At 40.6% G+C, this 16867-nt stretch carries 14 protein-coding genes; 5 read left to right on the forward strand and 9 right to left on the reverse strand.

Annotated features, from left to right (window positions below):
- Nucleotides 1–965: 965 nt before the first annotated feature.
- The 4 genes from PLL47_RS08505 (at nt 966) to PLL47_RS08520 (ending at nt 4590) form a co-directional block, all read left to right on the forward strand.
- Nucleotides 966–2210: an ORC1-type DNA replication protein gene (locus PLL47_RS08505; protein WP_324445763.1), complete on the forward strand. Its 1245-nt coding sequence runs from the start codon at nt 966–968 to the stop codon at nt 2208–2210.
- 379 nt (nt 2211–2589) lie between these two features.
- Nucleotides 2590–3150 (forward strand): dephospho-CoA kinase, encoded by a 561-nt coding sequence (locus tag PLL47_RS08510; RefSeq protein WP_324445764.1) that lies wholly within the window; start codon nt 2590–2592, stop codon nt 3148–3150.
- A 109-nt stretch (nt 3151–3259) separates the two neighbouring features.
- Nucleotides 3260–3739, forward strand: coding sequence for an RNA-binding domain-containing protein (locus PLL47_RS08515; protein WP_324445765.1), 480 nt, complete (start codon nt 3260–3262; stop codon nt 3737–3739).
- Nucleotides 3740–3816: 77 nt separating this feature from the next.
- Complete coding sequence (locus tag PLL47_RS08520; RefSeq protein ID WP_324445766.1) at nt 3817–4590, forward strand: sugar phosphate isomerase/epimerase family protein; 774 nt, start codon at nt 3817–3819, stop codon at nt 4588–4590.
- Between the two features lie 100 nt (nt 4591–4690).
- Here PLL47_RS08520 and PLL47_RS08525 read toward each other — a convergent pair whose 3' ends face one another.
- The 3 genes from PLL47_RS08525 to PLL47_RS08535 form a co-directional block, all read right to left on the reverse strand.
- Entirely contained in the window at nt 4691–5173 is a 483-nt protein-coding gene (locus tag PLL47_RS08525; RefSeq protein WP_324445767.1) for a gamma-glutamylcyclotransferase family protein, read from the reverse strand.
- 49 nt (nt 5174–5222) lie between these two features.
- A complete protein-coding gene (locus tag PLL47_RS08530) occupies nt 5223–6275 on the reverse strand; it encodes an elongation factor Tu (protein WP_324445768.1) in 1053 nt (350 codons plus the stop codon).
- Between the two features lie 517 nt (nt 6276–6792).
- Complete coding sequence (locus tag PLL47_RS08535) at nt 6793–7965, reverse strand: RNA ligase (RefSeq protein WP_324445769.1); 1173 nt, start codon at nt 7963–7965, stop codon at nt 6793–6795.
- Between the two features lie 180 nt (nt 7966–8145).
- On the opposite strand from PLL47_RS08535, the gene PLL47_RS08540 reads away from it, so the two are divergent.
- Entirely contained in the window at nt 8146–8940 is a 795-nt protein-coding gene (locus tag PLL47_RS08540; protein WP_324445789.1) for a TIGR00266 family protein, read from the forward strand.
- 176 nt (nt 8941–9116) lie between these two features.
- On the opposite strand, the gene PLL47_RS08545 is transcribed toward PLL47_RS08540, so the two are convergent.
- From PLL47_RS08545 to PLL47_RS08570, 6 genes are all read right to left on the reverse strand, one after another.
- The gene (locus tag PLL47_RS08545) at nt 9117–9893 is read right to left on the reverse strand and encodes a CBS domain-containing protein (RefSeq protein ID WP_324445770.1); all 777 of its coding nucleotides are present in this window, start codon (nt 9891–9893) and stop codon (nt 9117–9119) included.
- Between the two features lie 205 nt (nt 9894–10098).
- Entirely contained in the window at nt 10099–10944 is an 846-nt protein-coding gene (locus PLL47_RS08550; protein ID WP_324445771.1) for a CBS domain-containing protein, read from the reverse strand.
- Nucleotides 10945–11558: 614 nt separating this feature from the next.
- Nucleotides 11559–12560 carry a CBS domain-containing protein gene (locus PLL47_RS08555; protein WP_324445772.1) on the reverse strand — a complete coding sequence of 334 codons (1002 nt, stop codon included), beginning with the start codon at nt 12558–12560 and terminating at the stop codon, nt 11559–11561.
- A 260-nt stretch (nt 12561–12820) separates the two neighbouring features.
- Nucleotides 12821–13615, reverse strand: coding sequence for a CBS domain-containing protein (locus tag PLL47_RS08560; RefSeq protein WP_324445773.1), 795 nt, complete (start codon nt 13613–13615; stop codon nt 12821–12823).
- Between the two features lie 104 nt (nt 13616–13719).
- Nucleotides 13720–14349, reverse strand: coding sequence for a CBS domain-containing protein (locus PLL47_RS08565; protein WP_324445774.1), 630 nt, complete (start codon nt 14347–14349; stop codon nt 13720–13722).
- 941 nt (nt 14350–15290) lie between these two features.
- The gene (locus PLL47_RS08570) at nt 15291–16745 is read right to left on the reverse strand and encodes a replication factor A (RefSeq protein WP_324445775.1); all 1455 of its coding nucleotides are present in this window, start codon (nt 16743–16745) and stop codon (nt 15291–15293) included.
- Nucleotides 16746–16867 lie beyond the last annotated feature (122 nt).

Here is a 16867-nt window from a genome sequence, read left to right on the forward strand (position 1 = left end):
TAATACTTCTTATATATGTTTATTTTTAAGTAAATCTATACTTTTTGATGACTGATTTTATTTTTTCATCATGTATTTTGTTTTTAGCTTTTTTATTCACATTAAAACTGTTTTCATTCTTGATACAACCAATTTCGTTTCAATACATGATCTTACTTCCTATCTTTTATTATTTTTTAATAAATATATTTTATCATTCAATGGAAATAAAGGGGTCTAATATTCTTATATCTTTTTCCATGCGAAAAAGGGGATTTAAATCTAACCTTCAGGGGCTCTGGAATTTTTTGTTTTTTATTTTATTTCAATATGGTCTACTGATTATGATTATTTTACGTGGTATTTAAGGAAAATAGTGGTTCCAGTTGAAATAAAGGGGTCTTCACCATAACTATTAATACCGTGTACTTCCATTGCATCTACTGCAAATATGCAGTAAAAACAGAAGCTTATATACAAATTTGGTCTAAAATTTTAGCTAAAGAACATTCCGAACTCATATTTAGTCAGGGCTTAAGAGATGCCCTAAAGTGCGTGACTGACTTTTCATGTCACCTGAAGTTTGCCGGGAACAAAAATTTCAGGCATTAACTTTAAGAAATATGCATTTATCTATCCATCTCCCTTTGTGAATCTGTTAGCTTAAACATAGGACTTATCAAGATTATACAAAAAATAGTAAATCGGTTTTTCAGAATTACTGAGAACCAACAATGATAGACAATTTGAAAATTAGTATTTAAAGCTTCATAAATATCCTTGCTATGTAAGATTTGAAATTAAAAAAAGGAAAAACAATTCTGCAAAAACAATTCTGCAGCTTGTTAATTTCTTAAGCGGCTTATTAACTTTGCATAACTCATTAAATTTGTATATTAACTGTATACGTTAACTGCAGTTGTCCTCATAAGCTACTTTAATCCATTACCTCCGTAGTCCTATAACTTTTATGAAGATGGTCACTCATGATAAAAGCTCAATCATTAGACGGCTTATTCGAAAAATTACTTGACGGAAAGTCAATTTTCAAAAATAAAGAAGTTCTTCGGCCTTCTTATACCCCGGACCTGTTATTACACAGGAACGACCAGATAAACAGCCTTGCGACAATCCTGGTTTCCGCACTCAGGGGAGAGACCCCTTCAAATGTCCTTATTTACGGAAAAACAGGAACAGGAAAGACTGCAGTCACCAGATATGTGGGAAAAGAACTTGAAAGAGTAAGTGAAGACAAATCTATTTTCTGTTCTGTTGTTTATATTAACTGTGAAGTGATCGACACTCAGTACAGGCTCCTTGCAAACCTTGCCAGACATTTTGAAGAAGAGGTTCCCATGACCGGGTGGCCAACTGACCAGGTCTTCATGAAATTTAAGGAAGCAATCGATGCAAGAGACCAGGTTATCATCATTATTCTGGACGAAATTGACAAGCTAATAAAAAAAGGCGATGATGTCCTCTACAACCTTTCAAGGATCAACACTGATCTCAGGAAAGCCAAGGTCAGTATGATAGGGGTTTCTAACGACCTTAAATTCACGGAGTTTCTTGATCCAAGAGTTAAAAGTTCACTGGGTGAAGAGGAACTTATCTTCCCACCTTATGATGCCGAGCAGATAAGTGATATCCTTAAACAGAGGGCGAAAATGGCTTACAATGATGGGGTGCTGGGTGAAATGGTAATCCCATTATGTGCAGCTTTTGCAGCCCAGGAACACGGTGATGCCAGGAGGGCACTTGACCTTCTGCGGGTTTCTGGAGAAATCGCTGAAAGAGAAAACCAGCCCCAGGTCCTTGAAGAACATGTAAGGCGCGCGCAGGAAAAGATCGAAATCGACCGCGTCGTAGAAGTTGTGCGTACTCTTCCCACCCAGTCCAAGCTTGTACTCTACAGCATTATCCTGCTCAGAAACAGAGGTCGAGAAGGCAAAAACGTTACAACAGGCGAGATGTATAACGTCTACCGCCAGCTCTGTCATCATATTGACGTGGACATTCTTACCCAGCGCAGGGTCACTGACCTGATGTCGGAACTCGATATGCTTGGAATAGTCAATGCCGTGGTAGTAAGCAAAGGCCGTTACGGAAGGACAAAAGAAATATCTCTAAGTGTCCCTGTGGAAAATACCCGCAAAGTTCTCCTTGAGGATTACAGGCTCAAACCACTTGTAGACTTCAAAGCCTCAGTCTTCAATAAAATGTTCTCGTAATCTTTTCCTTTAGTCTTCTCTTAAAGCCCGGATGTCTTTTGATCCGGATTTCTCTTAAAAGTCCAGATTATTTTTTGATCTGGATTTTTTAAAAATTCTCTTTTTACAATTTTTCCTTTCAGATTTTCTCTTTTGGCCTTTCAGAAAACAATTCATTTTTCAGGAAACAATATATATGATCCTGTGGTTTGACTAGGATCATATTATAATACTATAATTCATATTCAATTCATGTTTCATGTACGGATCTACATTACTCAAATCTGATACTGTTTAATATCTTACTATAATATCTTACTATCTAAGTTTTTATCATAATTAATGGTCTAAATTTACTGATCTAAATTTACTGAAATTCATATTTAAAAGGTAATTTTTGATGAAGATAATTGCGTTCGTTGGCATGCCAGCTTCGGGAAAATCTGAAGCTTCCAGGATTGCAGCCGAGATGGGCATTCCTGTTATAATCATGGGTGATGTGATCCGGAAGGAAGTACTGAAGCGTGGGCTTGAACCCAACGATTCCAATACCGGAATGGTTGCAACGGACCTCCGCAAGTGTGAAGGCATGGACGCCGTTGCCAAACGCTGTGTTTCTCAGATAAAAGAAACAGGTTCAGAACTTGTAGTTGTGGACGGTGTGCGCGGGATTGCCGAAGTCGAATGTTTCAGGAAGGAATTCGGAAAAGGCTTTATACTGATTTCGATTTATGCTCCCATTGAAGTCCGCTTCTCAAGGGTCCAGAAAAGGGGAAGAAGCGACGATATGAACAGCATTGAAGGTCTCCGCCAAAGGGATGAAAGAGAACTCAGCTGGGGCATGGGAGAAGCTATAGATGCTTCCAATGTAGAAATAGAAAATAACTTCACTCTTGAGACTTTTAGAAAAGATGTTGTCGAGGTCTTGAGTAATTATTTAGGGTCAGACCCAAAAAAATAATAACATCCAGAAAAAGGTGGCAGGATAATATTCAAGAATAAGCTCTGAAAATAACGTTTTAAGGACAAATTCAAAATAATAACATTTGAAAGTATAAATGGAGACACTCATGATAGGTGTAAACGTTTCCGCATCTGTATATCCTACGGAAGACCCAGAAAAAGTTATTAAAGCAATTTCAAACCTTTTTACCGGAATAGAGCTTCAGAAAGAAAATTTTGACTCAACCGAATCAGCAAAAGGAATTTCTCCCTCTTTTCGTATTACAGGCAAGGGAGGGCTTGATATGCTGTTTACCCTTCACGGGCTTATCCGCAGAGAACAAATCATAGACAGCATACGCAACAAGGTTTTCAATAAAGGATTATCCAGAGAAGATCTTTCGGTTAGTTTTTTGCTCAACAAGCAGGCGGCTTTTGTCGGAGTTCCCAGCGTTCCAGCTGAAAAAGAACCACTGGGATCCATCGAAGTCGATATCAGGGCAGACTCTTCCGAGGAAATGGAAAGGCTTTTTGAGTGGCTTTTGCCTCTTACTGAAGAAGGGATACCGGTTGTTGAAGTAGGAATGGACCATGTGGAAAGGAGCTGAAATCTAGAGTCCAGTTATGTGAAATTTATTTAATGAAGCTTAATAAAAGGATGAATTAATGGGGATGAATTGTCATCATGCAGCTGCATAGAATCAGTTTTTCATCGCGTGCGGTCGTTGAAGATCCTTTCAAATGGGCGTACACGCTTGAAGACTACGGGTACACAGGCTGGGAAATCGTGCAGGAAGGATCACAATGCCTTAGCAGCAAGACCGTTCAGAACCTGAAGAACATTTATGAAACCACCAGTCTGGAACTGACCCTTCACCTTCCTTTTTCTGATATGAACCTTGCAGGCCTGAATGATTCAATACGTGCAGAAGTCCTCAGGCAGATGAAAAACTACCTCACCCTTGCCTCGAACTATGTAAACCTTGCTGTGGTACATCCCGGATATCTCTCACCCTATGGGGTGCAGGTTCCGCATCAAGCCTATATGACAAATCTAGCCTCCATACGGGAATTATGCGACTTTGCCGCAGATTTCGGGATCCTGATAGCTGTTGAGAATATGCCTGATTTCCCGAAGATCTTTGGCAAATACCCTGACGAAATGCAGGAAATGCTCGATGCCGTCGGGAGCCACAACGTGGGTTTTACCTTCGATGTGGGGCATGCTAACACTGTTGGACTAATAGACGAGTTTCTTGACCAGCTTGGAGATCGGATTTCCCATGTGCACATTCACGACAACATGGGCAAAAAAGATGAGCATCTCCCCCTCGGAGAGGGTACAGTAGATTGGAAACACGTTATGGAAAAACTCCCTAATTATAAAGGAATCTTTGTTACCGAAATGGCTTCGGTTGAAGAAGGGATCAAAAGCCTTGAGTTCCTGAGGAAGCTGTGAGTTTTTGAGTATTACTCAGATACTTTTTTACTGCTTTACTTCCTTATTTTTTTCTTTATTCTAACTTTTTCATGGCTATTTTTCTTCTTTTTCGATTCTTTTATTCAGGCAGTTCTTTTTCTTTCAGGTATCTGACCCAATCTCCGTGCTTGATTATTTCAGTTTCGGGTTTTTCATCGTAGACATAGATGAAGCCCTTTATCTTCTGTTGCTCTATTTCAAAATCAAGATATTCTCTGTGGTACCCGCCAAAGAGTTCCATATAATCAATGGATTTTGCAACCTCAAGCTGTTTTTTTCCTGAAAACCTGCGCACTTCTGCTATCACATAACTGTTCTCATCCGGGTAGACAGCAGGGTAAGCGCCCAGGGAGTAAAGGGCATATCCCTTGATCGTTGTTATCCCCAGAAAGTCTGACCTTTTTGGAAGGTTTAAACGCCGGCTGTTATGCAGTCCGTCTCTGAGGCTGCCGTAAAGAGCCATTATGATCTCCTCACCTTCCACTCTTTCGTAAGAGCGCTGCCAGCAGATATTTCTGTGAAAGACTCTGCCATAGAGGGCCCTGTCTGTTCCCTGAGCCATGTTTTTCCCTTCTGCATCAGTTCCTTTTAATCCGGTTTCTCTTTTTATTTTATTTCGAAAAACCATATGCTGCAAAGCGCTGGGTAAGATCAAGGTTTGCAAGCAGGAAGCGGTCTTCTTTGCTGTAAGCAACCTTTTTGTTTCCTGAAAGTTCAAGTATGCAGGTTGTTCCTGGTTTTGCTTCTTTTACTTCATTTCCATCAACCAGGATCTTTTCAACGCGCACAGGCTCGGACTGAAGCCCAACAAAGAGGTGAAGTACACTTGCAGGCTCTATTTTTTTTGTAAATTTTGAGATCGTGCATTCCAGGGTATAGTCGGTAGTTACAATTTCCTTATCGGAAATGATGAAGCCTCTCTCTATATCTTTTGCCTGAACATTTTTGAGGCGCATACCAACTCTTGTGCCGGTCGGGGCACTGTCGATGTCCACGTCATGGCTCTGAATAGAGCGGATTTCGATGTCCCTCTCCAGAGGGAAAATTTTGGTTTTATCTTTGTCCTTTGATATGCCCTGCTTGACAATCCCGAGAACAACACATCCCTTGCCTGTCACATTGAAAGCGTGGTCTATAAAGATTCTTGCAGGCAGGTTGTTAAGTTCTGCGTGTTCAGCTTCTATTTTTTCTGCCATCTCATTGATTCTGGCTTTAAGGTCATCAACGCCTTCAAAGGGGTTTTTTGCGCTTTTGTTTGTATTGAGGGAGATACATTCCCAGTCCTGAAGTGCAGTTCCTGCAGTGATAACTTTTAATTTTGCTTTCAGCTCGTCAATTGCATGCATGTGCGTGCTGTCCGACCTTGTCAGGGCAATGATTCCATGTTTAAAGCCCAGAAGGTCCAGGGCAATGATGCATTCTCCGGTGTGGGCATCCAGACCCTGAGGAGGAATGCAAAGGACTGCAAGGTCGGAAATATTCAGTGCCGTAATCAGGGATTTGAGGGTTTTCGGATAGGTGTGAGCGTCCACAAAAACCATTTTGCGGCTTTCCTTATCATTATTGTACATTGTTATGTCGGAGGAAGTTCCCTTTCTCCCGAGGTTTGCAGCAAGTGAGGTCCTGCCGCTTTTTTCTGTCCCTATAATTGCAACATTTACCATTTTGAGTCCCCTTTTCTAAATGAATGTTTTCGAAATCTATGATATGTATGAGAGTATTTTCAGATTGTTGAGTTTGTTTTGAATGCAGATTAATTGAATTTAAAGATTAATCGGATTTCAAAGATTAATCGAATCTTAATGCTTAACATTTCTGAAACAGCAGCTTTTTGAAACTACAACTTACTTTACTTATTTTAAAGTACTATACTCATTTTGAAGCTGCAACTTTTAGAGTATCGCTTTCTCTAACTTTGTATTTGCCTCTGGTATTAATATACTTCAATATATTTCTTTTCTCACTGTTACCGAGGAAACCATGTAAGAAAAAGCGTCTATTAAGGGAATCATGTAAGAAAAAGCACCTATTAAGATAAGCAAATCGATTAAGGACAAAATAGCCGGAAAATATACAGTAAAATAAACCATTAAAAAAGTAAATCAATCAAAAAATCAAATCGGTTAAGCAAGGAGCTAATCAAAAATAACTGAAAACAGGTTTATGGATAGACAAACCCTGTCACCAGAGCTCTCCTTCCCATATCGCCTGGGTTTTATCATTGGTGCTTTTATTGACTTTTTTAATGTTTATCAGATACTCGTTTCCTGCAGGCTGCGGTGGTTCAAAGATAGCATCTACCCCAAGCCTTTTGAGGTAATTCTCGAATTCTGTTGCAGTTCTTGGGTTCCTTACCCGTATCCTGACCTCTTCATAGAGCCTCTGCCCGTTCTTTACTCTCCTTATCGACTCTCTCAAGGGGTTCAGGATGCTTTCCCCAAGCTGCATATAACGCTTTTCGAACTCAGCTTCATTTTCGTTCCATTCGACGGTCTGAAATCCCTCTCTGACAATTCTGGAGAGCATGAAGTCTCTTCCGGCTTCGTTGTAGAACATAAAGGCATGCCTGAGGTCCGAACAATTGCTCTGGGAAGAGGTGTATTTCAGGGGGGCAAGAACCATATCAGGATCTTTTATCACCACACCTTCGTGTTCTATTTTCCCGAGTTCCCGGATGATTTCAGCAATTTCTTCTGCGGCTGTCTGCAGGGGAAATTCTCCAAAAGATTCAACCTGCAAAAAACCATATTCTTCCAGAATTTTTTTCTTTCCGCTTAGTGGAAGAGGGTTGCCGCTGTTTTTTTCCCGGATATCGAAGATATAGAACTCCACGGATTCGATGCCGTAAATCTCTTTTGGAACATAAGGGTTATCCGGGCCTACCATTTCCCCGTAGAGCACAAGATTCGGGAAATCGTCAAAAAACTTCAGGTTCAGTTTCACATTTGCTCTTTCAGTTGTGTAAGGGCAGACATAGCCGCTTCGGGTGATTGCCACGATATCACCTTTTACGTTTGCAACCCTGACATTATACCCGTTCATTTTTTCTTCTACAGCTACCTTTTCAAGCCCGTTGAAATGTTTCTTTAGAGTGGGGTCCAGAACCATAGCTCTCCGGATTTTGGGAAAACCCATAATTACTTCAAAAGAATCCCCTTTTTCGTAAAGCACTGTCCCTCTTTCTATGCGGGAAATTTCTTTGTCGAAACGGAACAGATAGTCATGCTTTCCCCAGTTTTTTGCAAGATAGTTTTTCTCAAAAAGGTGTTGAACCCTCTCTTCATCAAACCCCAGAAAGCCAGCCAGCCGCGCAACAAAGCCAGGGTCTATTACCTCATTTTCCCCTTTATTCATACTTATTTATCTGTTTTCGGGCGTAAAATAAGTTGTCATCCATCACAGGATTTCGGGACAGGAAGCAGACGAGATATACTTTATTTATAAAGACTATCCTATCTATCAAGAAACTTTTTAAATATGTGGCTTCTAATTTCTTCTGTATTTTAATTTTAATGTAAATAAGGAGGCTACAAAATAGCTGACGATATCGACTACGAGATTATTGGCGACGATATGCAGATTGTTGAGATTGAACTTGACCCTGGTGAGGCGGTTCAGGCAGAAGCCGGAGCTATGGCATATATGGGTCCCGGAATCCAGATGCAGACAAATTTGGGCAATGAAGGTGGAGGACTCCTGGGAGGTCTGAAAAAAGGACTGAAAAGAGCCCTGACGGGTGAAAGCTTTTTTATTACAAGCTTTATTCATAAAGGCTCCGGAAAAGGGCATGTAGCCTTTGCAGCCCCGTACCCGGGTAAGATTCTTGCTCTTGACCTTACAAAGTTTGGAGGTAGCGTTCTCTGCCAGAAGGATTCTTTTCTCTGTGCTGCCCGCGGAGTGGAAGTGGAATTAGCTTTTACCCGCAAACTAGGTGCAGGGTTTTTCGGCGGCGAGGGTTTCATCCTTCAGAGGCTGAAAGGTAACGGTCTGGCATTCGTCCATATCGGAGGGACGGTCATAAAAAAGGACCTTGCTCCGGGTGAGACTTATCATGTTGACACGGGCTGTGTAGCAGCTTTTACCGAAAATGTGACTTATGATATAACGTGGTCAAGAGACTTTAAAAATGCCCTGTTTGGCGGTGAAGGAGTTGTCCTTGCCACCCTGACAGGTCCCGGAACCGTGTACATGCAGAGCCTTCCTTTCTCGCGCCTTGCAGACAGGATTTTTGCAGCTTCTTCTTACGGTGGCGGCCGTAACAGAGATGAAAAGTCCCTTGGAGGCAACGGCATAATTGGAGACTTGCTTAGCGGAGACAAGTCATTCTAAAACAGAAGCAATTGTTAAGTGGCATCTTCAGGCAATTGAAAATTATAGAATAATAGGAAAATAATTACATGTCAGTGAAAATCGATAACAGGTAAAAAAGGAAATGTTAAAAGATCAGGAAGGCCTGTCCCTTAAGGGGCAGACCTTTTTCTGTCTCTCTTTTCTTCTCTAAGGCTTCATTCTTGAATTGTGTTTATGACGTTCCTGCGTGCGAGGAAACCAACAAGCTCTTCCTCCAGGTTGAGGACAGGAACACCTCCAACATCGTGTTCAAGCATGCTGTTTACTGCATCTGAAAGAGGAGTATTGGTGTGAACACTGACCACACTGCGGGTCATAATATCTCCAACAAGCAGGTTCTTTATTCTGGAGTCCTGCTGGTTGTCAGCTACCAGATCCCTGAAAGAGCGCATCGCAAAAGCGATATCATCCTCTGCGATGATTCCTACAAGTTTCCCATTTTCAATTACCGGCAGCCTTCCCACATTCTTATCAAGAATCAGGCGCCTGGCGTGACTTACACGGTCTGAAGGGCTGACAGTGATCGGGTATTTTTCCATTACTTCCCCGACAAAGCCTGTGAAACGGTTTACCTTCATAAACTCCTGCGGGGTCACCCAGCCCATTGCGTTTCCATTATCACTGACAATGATCACCCCTCCTTTCTTTTTCATCAGGGTAAGGGCATCTTTAATGTCAGTGTCTGGCAAAACCTTTACAAAGTTGTCGGATACGGCTGTTGCAACATGCAAAGAGGATGCGGGTTTGCTCTGTTTTCTTCGAGTTCCGAGCTGCTCTGTCAGACCTCTCATGGTAAGTACTCCGAGTACCTGGTTGTCATGGACTACAAGAAGACGCTTTGTGTCTTTCTTTTCCATGAGATCAAGGGCGTGAGATATGGTGTCTGACTTATCAATTCTGTGTGGTTGTACCATTATGTCTTTAACTTGCATGCATTTCACCTCATGCGTATCCAGAGTTCTAATTTTCAATTCTGCGCAATTTCTGTTTTACAGACGTTCTTGCGTTTTTACAGACTTTAATACATCCATTTTTCCAGTTTTATTTTGCATCCTTCTTTTGCTTTTAGCTATCGTCTTTTCGTTACTTTTTACCGTATATACCTCCGCATGATACATGATGCTGTAGATTTACTTTTCAGAGCACGGCTTTCATGATATCTGTCCTGCTCAGTATTCCTACTATTTCTTCACCTTCACTGACAGGCAGGGCATTTATCCCTTCTTCAATCAATTTTTTTGCAGCATCGCTAATTTTCTCGTTTATATCGATGGAAATTATTGGAGAAATCATGATGTCTTCTGCTGTTAAGGGAACTTCTTTTACATACCTGTAAGTTTTCTGACCCGCAGGTGAAGACTTTCGTGTCATCTTTATACTTTTTGTTGAAAGTTTGCCTTCATTATCAGTTAAGAGATTCAGGGCAAGGCTTCTCCTTGAAATCATTCCAACAGGTTTTCCAGCATCATCTTTAACTATTACTCTCTCAATTTCATTTTTATTCAGTTCGTCTATGACATGGTTGATTGTGTGGTGCCTGTGAACAGAAACAACATCTTCGGTCATCAGTCTTGGTATATCTGTTTCTATTTCCTCAGCATGTTCGGCAACATAGCGCACGATATCTGTTCTGGTGACCATACCTACGATATCGTTTTTCACCACCGGAATATTATGTACCCCGTTCTCAAGCATCAAGGCGACTGCCTGGGAAATGGAGGCCTCGGGATAAATGGTGATTACGGACTCTGTCATCAGCAACTTGATAGGGATCTGGTCTATCGGTCGTCTCCTCCAGAGAGGTTCGGCCTGAGCCAGACGGTTGGTGATGTCTGATTTCGTGACGATTCCCACCATTTTGCCCTCATTGAGGACAAGCAATGTACTGATTCTGTGTCTTAACATCAGATTTCTTGCATGTGACACGGGTTCATCTGCGTTGATAACGTACACAGGTGAACTCATGATGTCCGCCACATTCATTGAATACCTCCTTCATTTTTACAATATATAAGTATTAATAATTATAGTTTTTGAATCAAGTATAAACTTTATAATTCTTATTATAAACTTTCCTTTAAATTCTAATGTTTTGCCAGTATCTGCCGTCCTTTTTAACTTATATTATAGCTGACTTATATAATATTTAACTTATATTATAGCTAACTTATATAATATCTAACTTATATTATGTAAGTCATGTAAATCATGCAATTTAGGTAAATCATATAATGAATGAGTATGGGTTGCAAACTGATCAGAAATGTGCTGATTTAAGAGAATTTGTATCTGGAATTTGCCTCAAAGAAGCCTGAAAGAACTTTCCCTGGATCTATTCTCAAGGACCAGCTACGCTCCAAAATACAGATATGCCCAGAATACAGAATTTATTCTGGTCTGCCCAGCTGAGAAATTTACCTCCTTTCAACCTTTTAATAAAGTTGAACCCGGATTTTTTTTGAATTTCCGGGCAAATCCTGGTTTATCAGTTCTGGTTTGGTTTAACAGAAGTTTATCTGATTTAATTGAATATTCCCTTGTTTAGCAGGTCTTTTCTGGTTTACCAGATTTCACACATAGCCTGATTGAAACTCCTGTTAAATGTCAAAACCTCGCAGGAAATCGCTCTCTGTAATAATACCGCGTAGCATTCCCTCTTCCAGAATCGGAAGTGAACCTATCTTTTTCTCGAGCATTATTTCCATAGCCTTTCCCATATCTGTGCCAGGGCTGGTCCAGATCAGTTCTTTTGAAACAATAGAGCCTACAGGCTGGTCCAGAGCCTCATGAATATTCCCTGTTGTGAGTTTACTGAACGCATCTCCTCTGCCCAGGAAATGAACAATATCGGAGGCAGTAACTATTCCAGCAAAGATTCCGTCCTTTACCACAGGAAGTCTTCGGAATCTGTTCTGCACCATTACTTTTGCCGCCTGTCCTATAGTGGTATCTGTTGTTACCATTGTGACATTTTTGGTCATATACTCATCAACAGTTTTATTTGTTACAAGTCCGCCCATCAGTTCCACGGCGTTTCTTTCAGTAAAGATAGCGACAACCTGCATTTCATTGTTTACTATTGGCAGGCCCCCGGTCCTTCTTTCAAGCATTGTCTTAACGGCTTCCTTAAAATCTGCCTGATCATAGATGTATGCAACATCAGTATCCATGATCTGCCGCACTTCTTCATTTATTGCAGCAAGAAGGTTGCCTTTGAAGCGGTTTGTGACAAGGAGGTTTCTTTTGCCGCCTCCCAGGAAATCAATGATATCAACGGAAGTAATTACCCCTTCCAGTCTCCCCGTTCCTGCGTCTGTGATAGGAATACGCCTGAATTTCCTTTCAGTCATGATCTTTATTGCATCCATGATGGTTGCAGTGGGAGGGAGAGTTACTACATTTCTTGTAGCGAGAGCAAGAATTTTTCCCTCATGTTCTGAAATTCGGGATTTAAAATCAGGGCCAATTCTCATTGTGCCCCTGCTGCTGACCATATGTGGGTCTTTCTGCTGCGCTTTTTTGCCTGATTTGTTCAGGTTTGGCTGAACATTCATCTTTTCGACTGGTACAAATGTCGTATTTTTGCTCAATAGGATCACCGAATCGAGTTGCAGTTAATTGCTTTTTTCATCTTCCGTTTTTCCTACCTGCATTTCGCAGGAATTTCCCCTGAGGCTTGAATCGCAGCCTCAAGTCCATGGTTAGTGCTGAAGACAGACAAAGCCTTAAAGCAATTTTCTCTCGAGTCTTTTGAACACTTACTCTTGTTTTCCAATCTGTAATCTCTATTAATTATAATCTTTAATCGTTATAATACTTTTGAGCTAAAACCTGATATTTATCTTTTTGCTCCTTAAGATTACTCAGTCCACCCTTTGACTATGGACTCCAGGAGATCTTGTCTGTCAGCGATTCCGGATATTTTGCCCTGCTCATTTACTATAGTAACTCTTCCTATATCGCGCTTGACAACCATTTCAATTGCATTTTTAATGGAATCACTCTCTGAAAGAGTATAAGCAGGAGTTGACATGATCTTTTCAACTTTGGGGCTTTCGTTTGGTCTTGATGCCCTTTCGTCTTCTATAGACATCCTTAAAATGCCTGATTTAAGTATGTCCCTTCTAGTTATCATTCCGATGGGGTTCCCTTTATCTGAAACCACTGGAATGCCGGTATAATCTGTTTCTATCATATAGTTCCAGACTCTGGAGATCCTTTCATCTGGAGAACAGGTTTTGACTTTTTTTGTCATAATAGAATCAATGGATTTCGAAACAGTTCTGGGAAGTTCCACGTTTCTGAGAATATCCACATCACTGAGAACTCCCACAACCGTGCGGTCTGTTGTTGATTTGACAACGGGAACCCTGTTCTGTTTTGACTGCACCATTAACTTTGCAGCTTTCACAACATCCATATCTGGAGTGACCGTCGGGGACTGCCTTGCATATCCGCTCACCGTAACGTTTGAGCGTGTGGATGTAACATTCATAATATCCTGGTCATTTAGCATTCCCACAAGCCTGTTTCCCTCATCAACAACAACAATACCCCGAAGGAAGCGATCACGCATCAGCTGACGGGCGTGAGTTACGAAATCCCCTTCTTTGATACTTACAGGCCCTTCTGACATAATCTCGCTGACAATCATTGTTTACCTTCCTCTGCTCTCTTTAAAATAGAATGTTGAAAGTCAAGATCTCAAACATATATCTCAAAATTATAATTTACTCGTGATTGCGGTTCGCGTGTGGTTTACTCGTAGTCTTCTCCTTCCTCCTGCCGGCATTTTTCACATAAGTATCTGCCGTCAAAGAATTTGAGATCCACTGAAAAAACTTCACAGGATTCACATACTCCTGTAGTAAGCTCCTCAGAGACTTCTTCAATTGAGGGGATAGAGAGGAGAGCTTCCCGATTCATATCAATAAGATCTTTGAGGATCGTATTGAGACCGGGTGTTACCATCAGGATATCTGTATTCGAAATCACCCCTATGATTGTACCGTTTTCGAGGACTGGGAGTCTCTTTACATTGGCTCTCAGCATTATATTCGCAGCTTCAATTATACTGGTCGCAGGGTCCACAGTTATCAGAGGGGTGGAGAGAATTTCGCTTGCATCCACCTCACTTGGTTTCCTGTTCCGGGTAATGACGCTCTTTACAATGTCTCTTTCAGTTATGATCCCCATTGCCTTTCCGTTTTCTGTGATAATAACGCTTCCTGCATCGCGACTTATCATTTCTTTTGCAATAGCAGGAATATCTGAGTTAATATCCATTGTTATGACTGCTTTATTCATAACTTCAGCAACTGAGACCTCCTTCTCAATTTCTCTGTTGTGAATATCAGTACCAGTTTCCCTTTCAGGGTCTTGTACCATTGGTTGCAGTTCCCCCTTTACCTATTCAACACCCAAAACCGGCAAATTCTCTTTTAAAAGCTCTTTCAGGGTTTTAATTTCCTGTGGAAAAATCTTCCAGACTCTTTAAATTTCCCCGTTTGATACTGCTCCGGAAGGAAATCCTGAAAAGCCGGTTATCCGTAAAATTTTTCGTTCAAATCTCTTTCCCGCACTTTTGAGACCTTTTTACGGTACTTGATATATACGAGTCAATGGTACATAATGATAACGGCATTTCATCTGGTTGATATCTTAATTTTACTCAATGTAGGCGAAGCAACTCCTTTTTGAGGCTGAGCTTTCTGTCTTCTTCATGAGAGTTTTTCAAAAGTCCCGCAGGAATTTTTTCGTAACCCCTTTATTTCCACTGGAGATTTTTGCTCAAAATGAAAAATATAGAGTCATCTCTAAAAAATATTATGGAGAAGTAGCGGAAGGAAAATATACTTCTTGAAAAAATCTTAAAAAAAATAAAACATCCTTAATTATATTTACAATGCTATTGATTTTTCTCACAGGAAATTTTTCAAACCCCTATATTTCCACTGGAACTCACTTTTTTATTTTTTACTTGAAAATATCCGGGTTTATAACTGCTTCTATTTTTTGAAAAAACAATGAAGAAACCAGATAGGGTCTAAATGATGGCTGAAATGGTTGTCAGATAAAAGGAAATAAAAATTTGACAAATTCAGTAAAATCCAGAGCTGAACATACTCTAAAAAACTCAACAGAATTCTATAGTCATTCAGCACAAAATAGGTATCAAAAACTAAGAGCGATAAAAGCGAATATAAAATAAATAACTACAGTAAAAAGTAGACGAATAAACGGAAAATAAACAGATTGGAAATAAACAGATTGATGAATGAGAAGCAAAATCATGAGAAAACTTAAACAAATATAAAACAGGGGAATGATCAGAGAATAATCACTCTGCTCCTGTTTCCAACACTTAATTCCATTTCTTCGTTCAGCCCATACCTGGCATATGCGTCAATGATCTGGATTTCGGAATCGATATCCAGGTCTTCTATCACATAGGCCTGTTCTCCCCAGAGAGTAAGCCGGATGCTTCCTGTCTCATCTTTTATCTGAAGGTTTGCGACAACATTTCCGGTTCCATCTTCTTTTTCAAATTCTCTGAGTTCTCCTATCTCGGAAACTTTTCCCTGTACAGAATAACTTTCCCCGGGGACAATGTCAGCTATATCAGTAAATTTCTCTCTGTAATCAACCTTTTTTTCACTTCTTTGAATTATTCCTCTGGCTCCCAGGCTGAGTTCAACCTGCTGGCTGAAAGTATTTTCCCGGGAATAAGCGTTAAGGACTTCAACGGTCTCATCAAAGTCAATTTCTTCAAGAAAATCGGTTTTTTCGTCCCAGACTGTCAGTCTTATTTTGCCTGTAGAATCGCCCAGAAGAATATTTCCCACTCTTCCAGTAGACCCATCTTTTTTCTCGAAAGTCCGGACTTCTGAGATATCAAGCACCCTTCCTGAAATATTAATATTATTCATGTCAGCTTTTATATCTGCAATAGGGGTGAATTCCTCTTCATATTCGACTTTCTTTTCACTTTTCCTGATTATGCTCCTGTTCCCTATCTGCAGTTCAATTTTCTGAGTAAAGGCATTTTGCCGGGCGTAAGCGTTGACGAGCTCTACAGTATCCCCATACTCAATCTGATTTAGAAAATCAGTTTTTTCGTCCCAGAGTGTTACTCTGAGTGTACCTGTTTCGTCCCCAAGCGTAAGGTTTCCGACCCTTCCGCTGTTGCCATCTTTTCGCTGGAAGGTCCTGACTTCGGAAACTTCAAGTACCTTTCCGATAACGTTGAGGTCTCCCATGCCATCTTTTATATCTTTTATTTTCTGACTGCTTGAAACCACATCAATCTCTTCTTCACTTTCGGTCAGGACTCCATTATTGCCTATGTTGACTTCCACGCCTGAATATCCCTGCTTTGCAAATCCGCTGATCTGGACGGTTTGCCCTACCTTTACTTTTTCCGTTTTAATCAGGTCTGCCATGTTGTCCCACAGGGTTAACTTTATTTTCCCTGTCTCGTCTCCGACGATAAGGTTTCCCACCCTTCCTATGGTCCCGTCGTTTCGTGTAAACTCTTTTGTATCGAAAACTGAAATAATTCTTGCAATAAAATTAACAGGTCCACTCTCGGGGGTAATATTTTCTATTTTTATGCTGTCTCTGCCCGCATCCGAGAAACCCAGTTCATTGGCGACCAGCATGGCAGCCATTGCATCATCACAAAGCCCTCCCATGTTCTCGACCTTTTCCTCTATGCGCTTCAGGAAATCCTCTCTGCTTATGACGTGGCTGAGCTTTTTATAAATAGTTTCAATATCGGTCATGTTACTCCCTTGAATAGTTGATGCTCACTTTCAATGCTTGATGATACTTTTTTCGATATATGTACTTACCTTAAAATCAGGTTTTATTCCTGAAAGAGCGTTAATGTGAACTTTATTTCAAG

Source organism: Methanosarcina sp., assembly GCF_035390745.1.
GTDB lineage: Archaea > Halobacteriota > Methanosarcinia > Methanosarcinales > Methanosarcinaceae > Methanosarcina.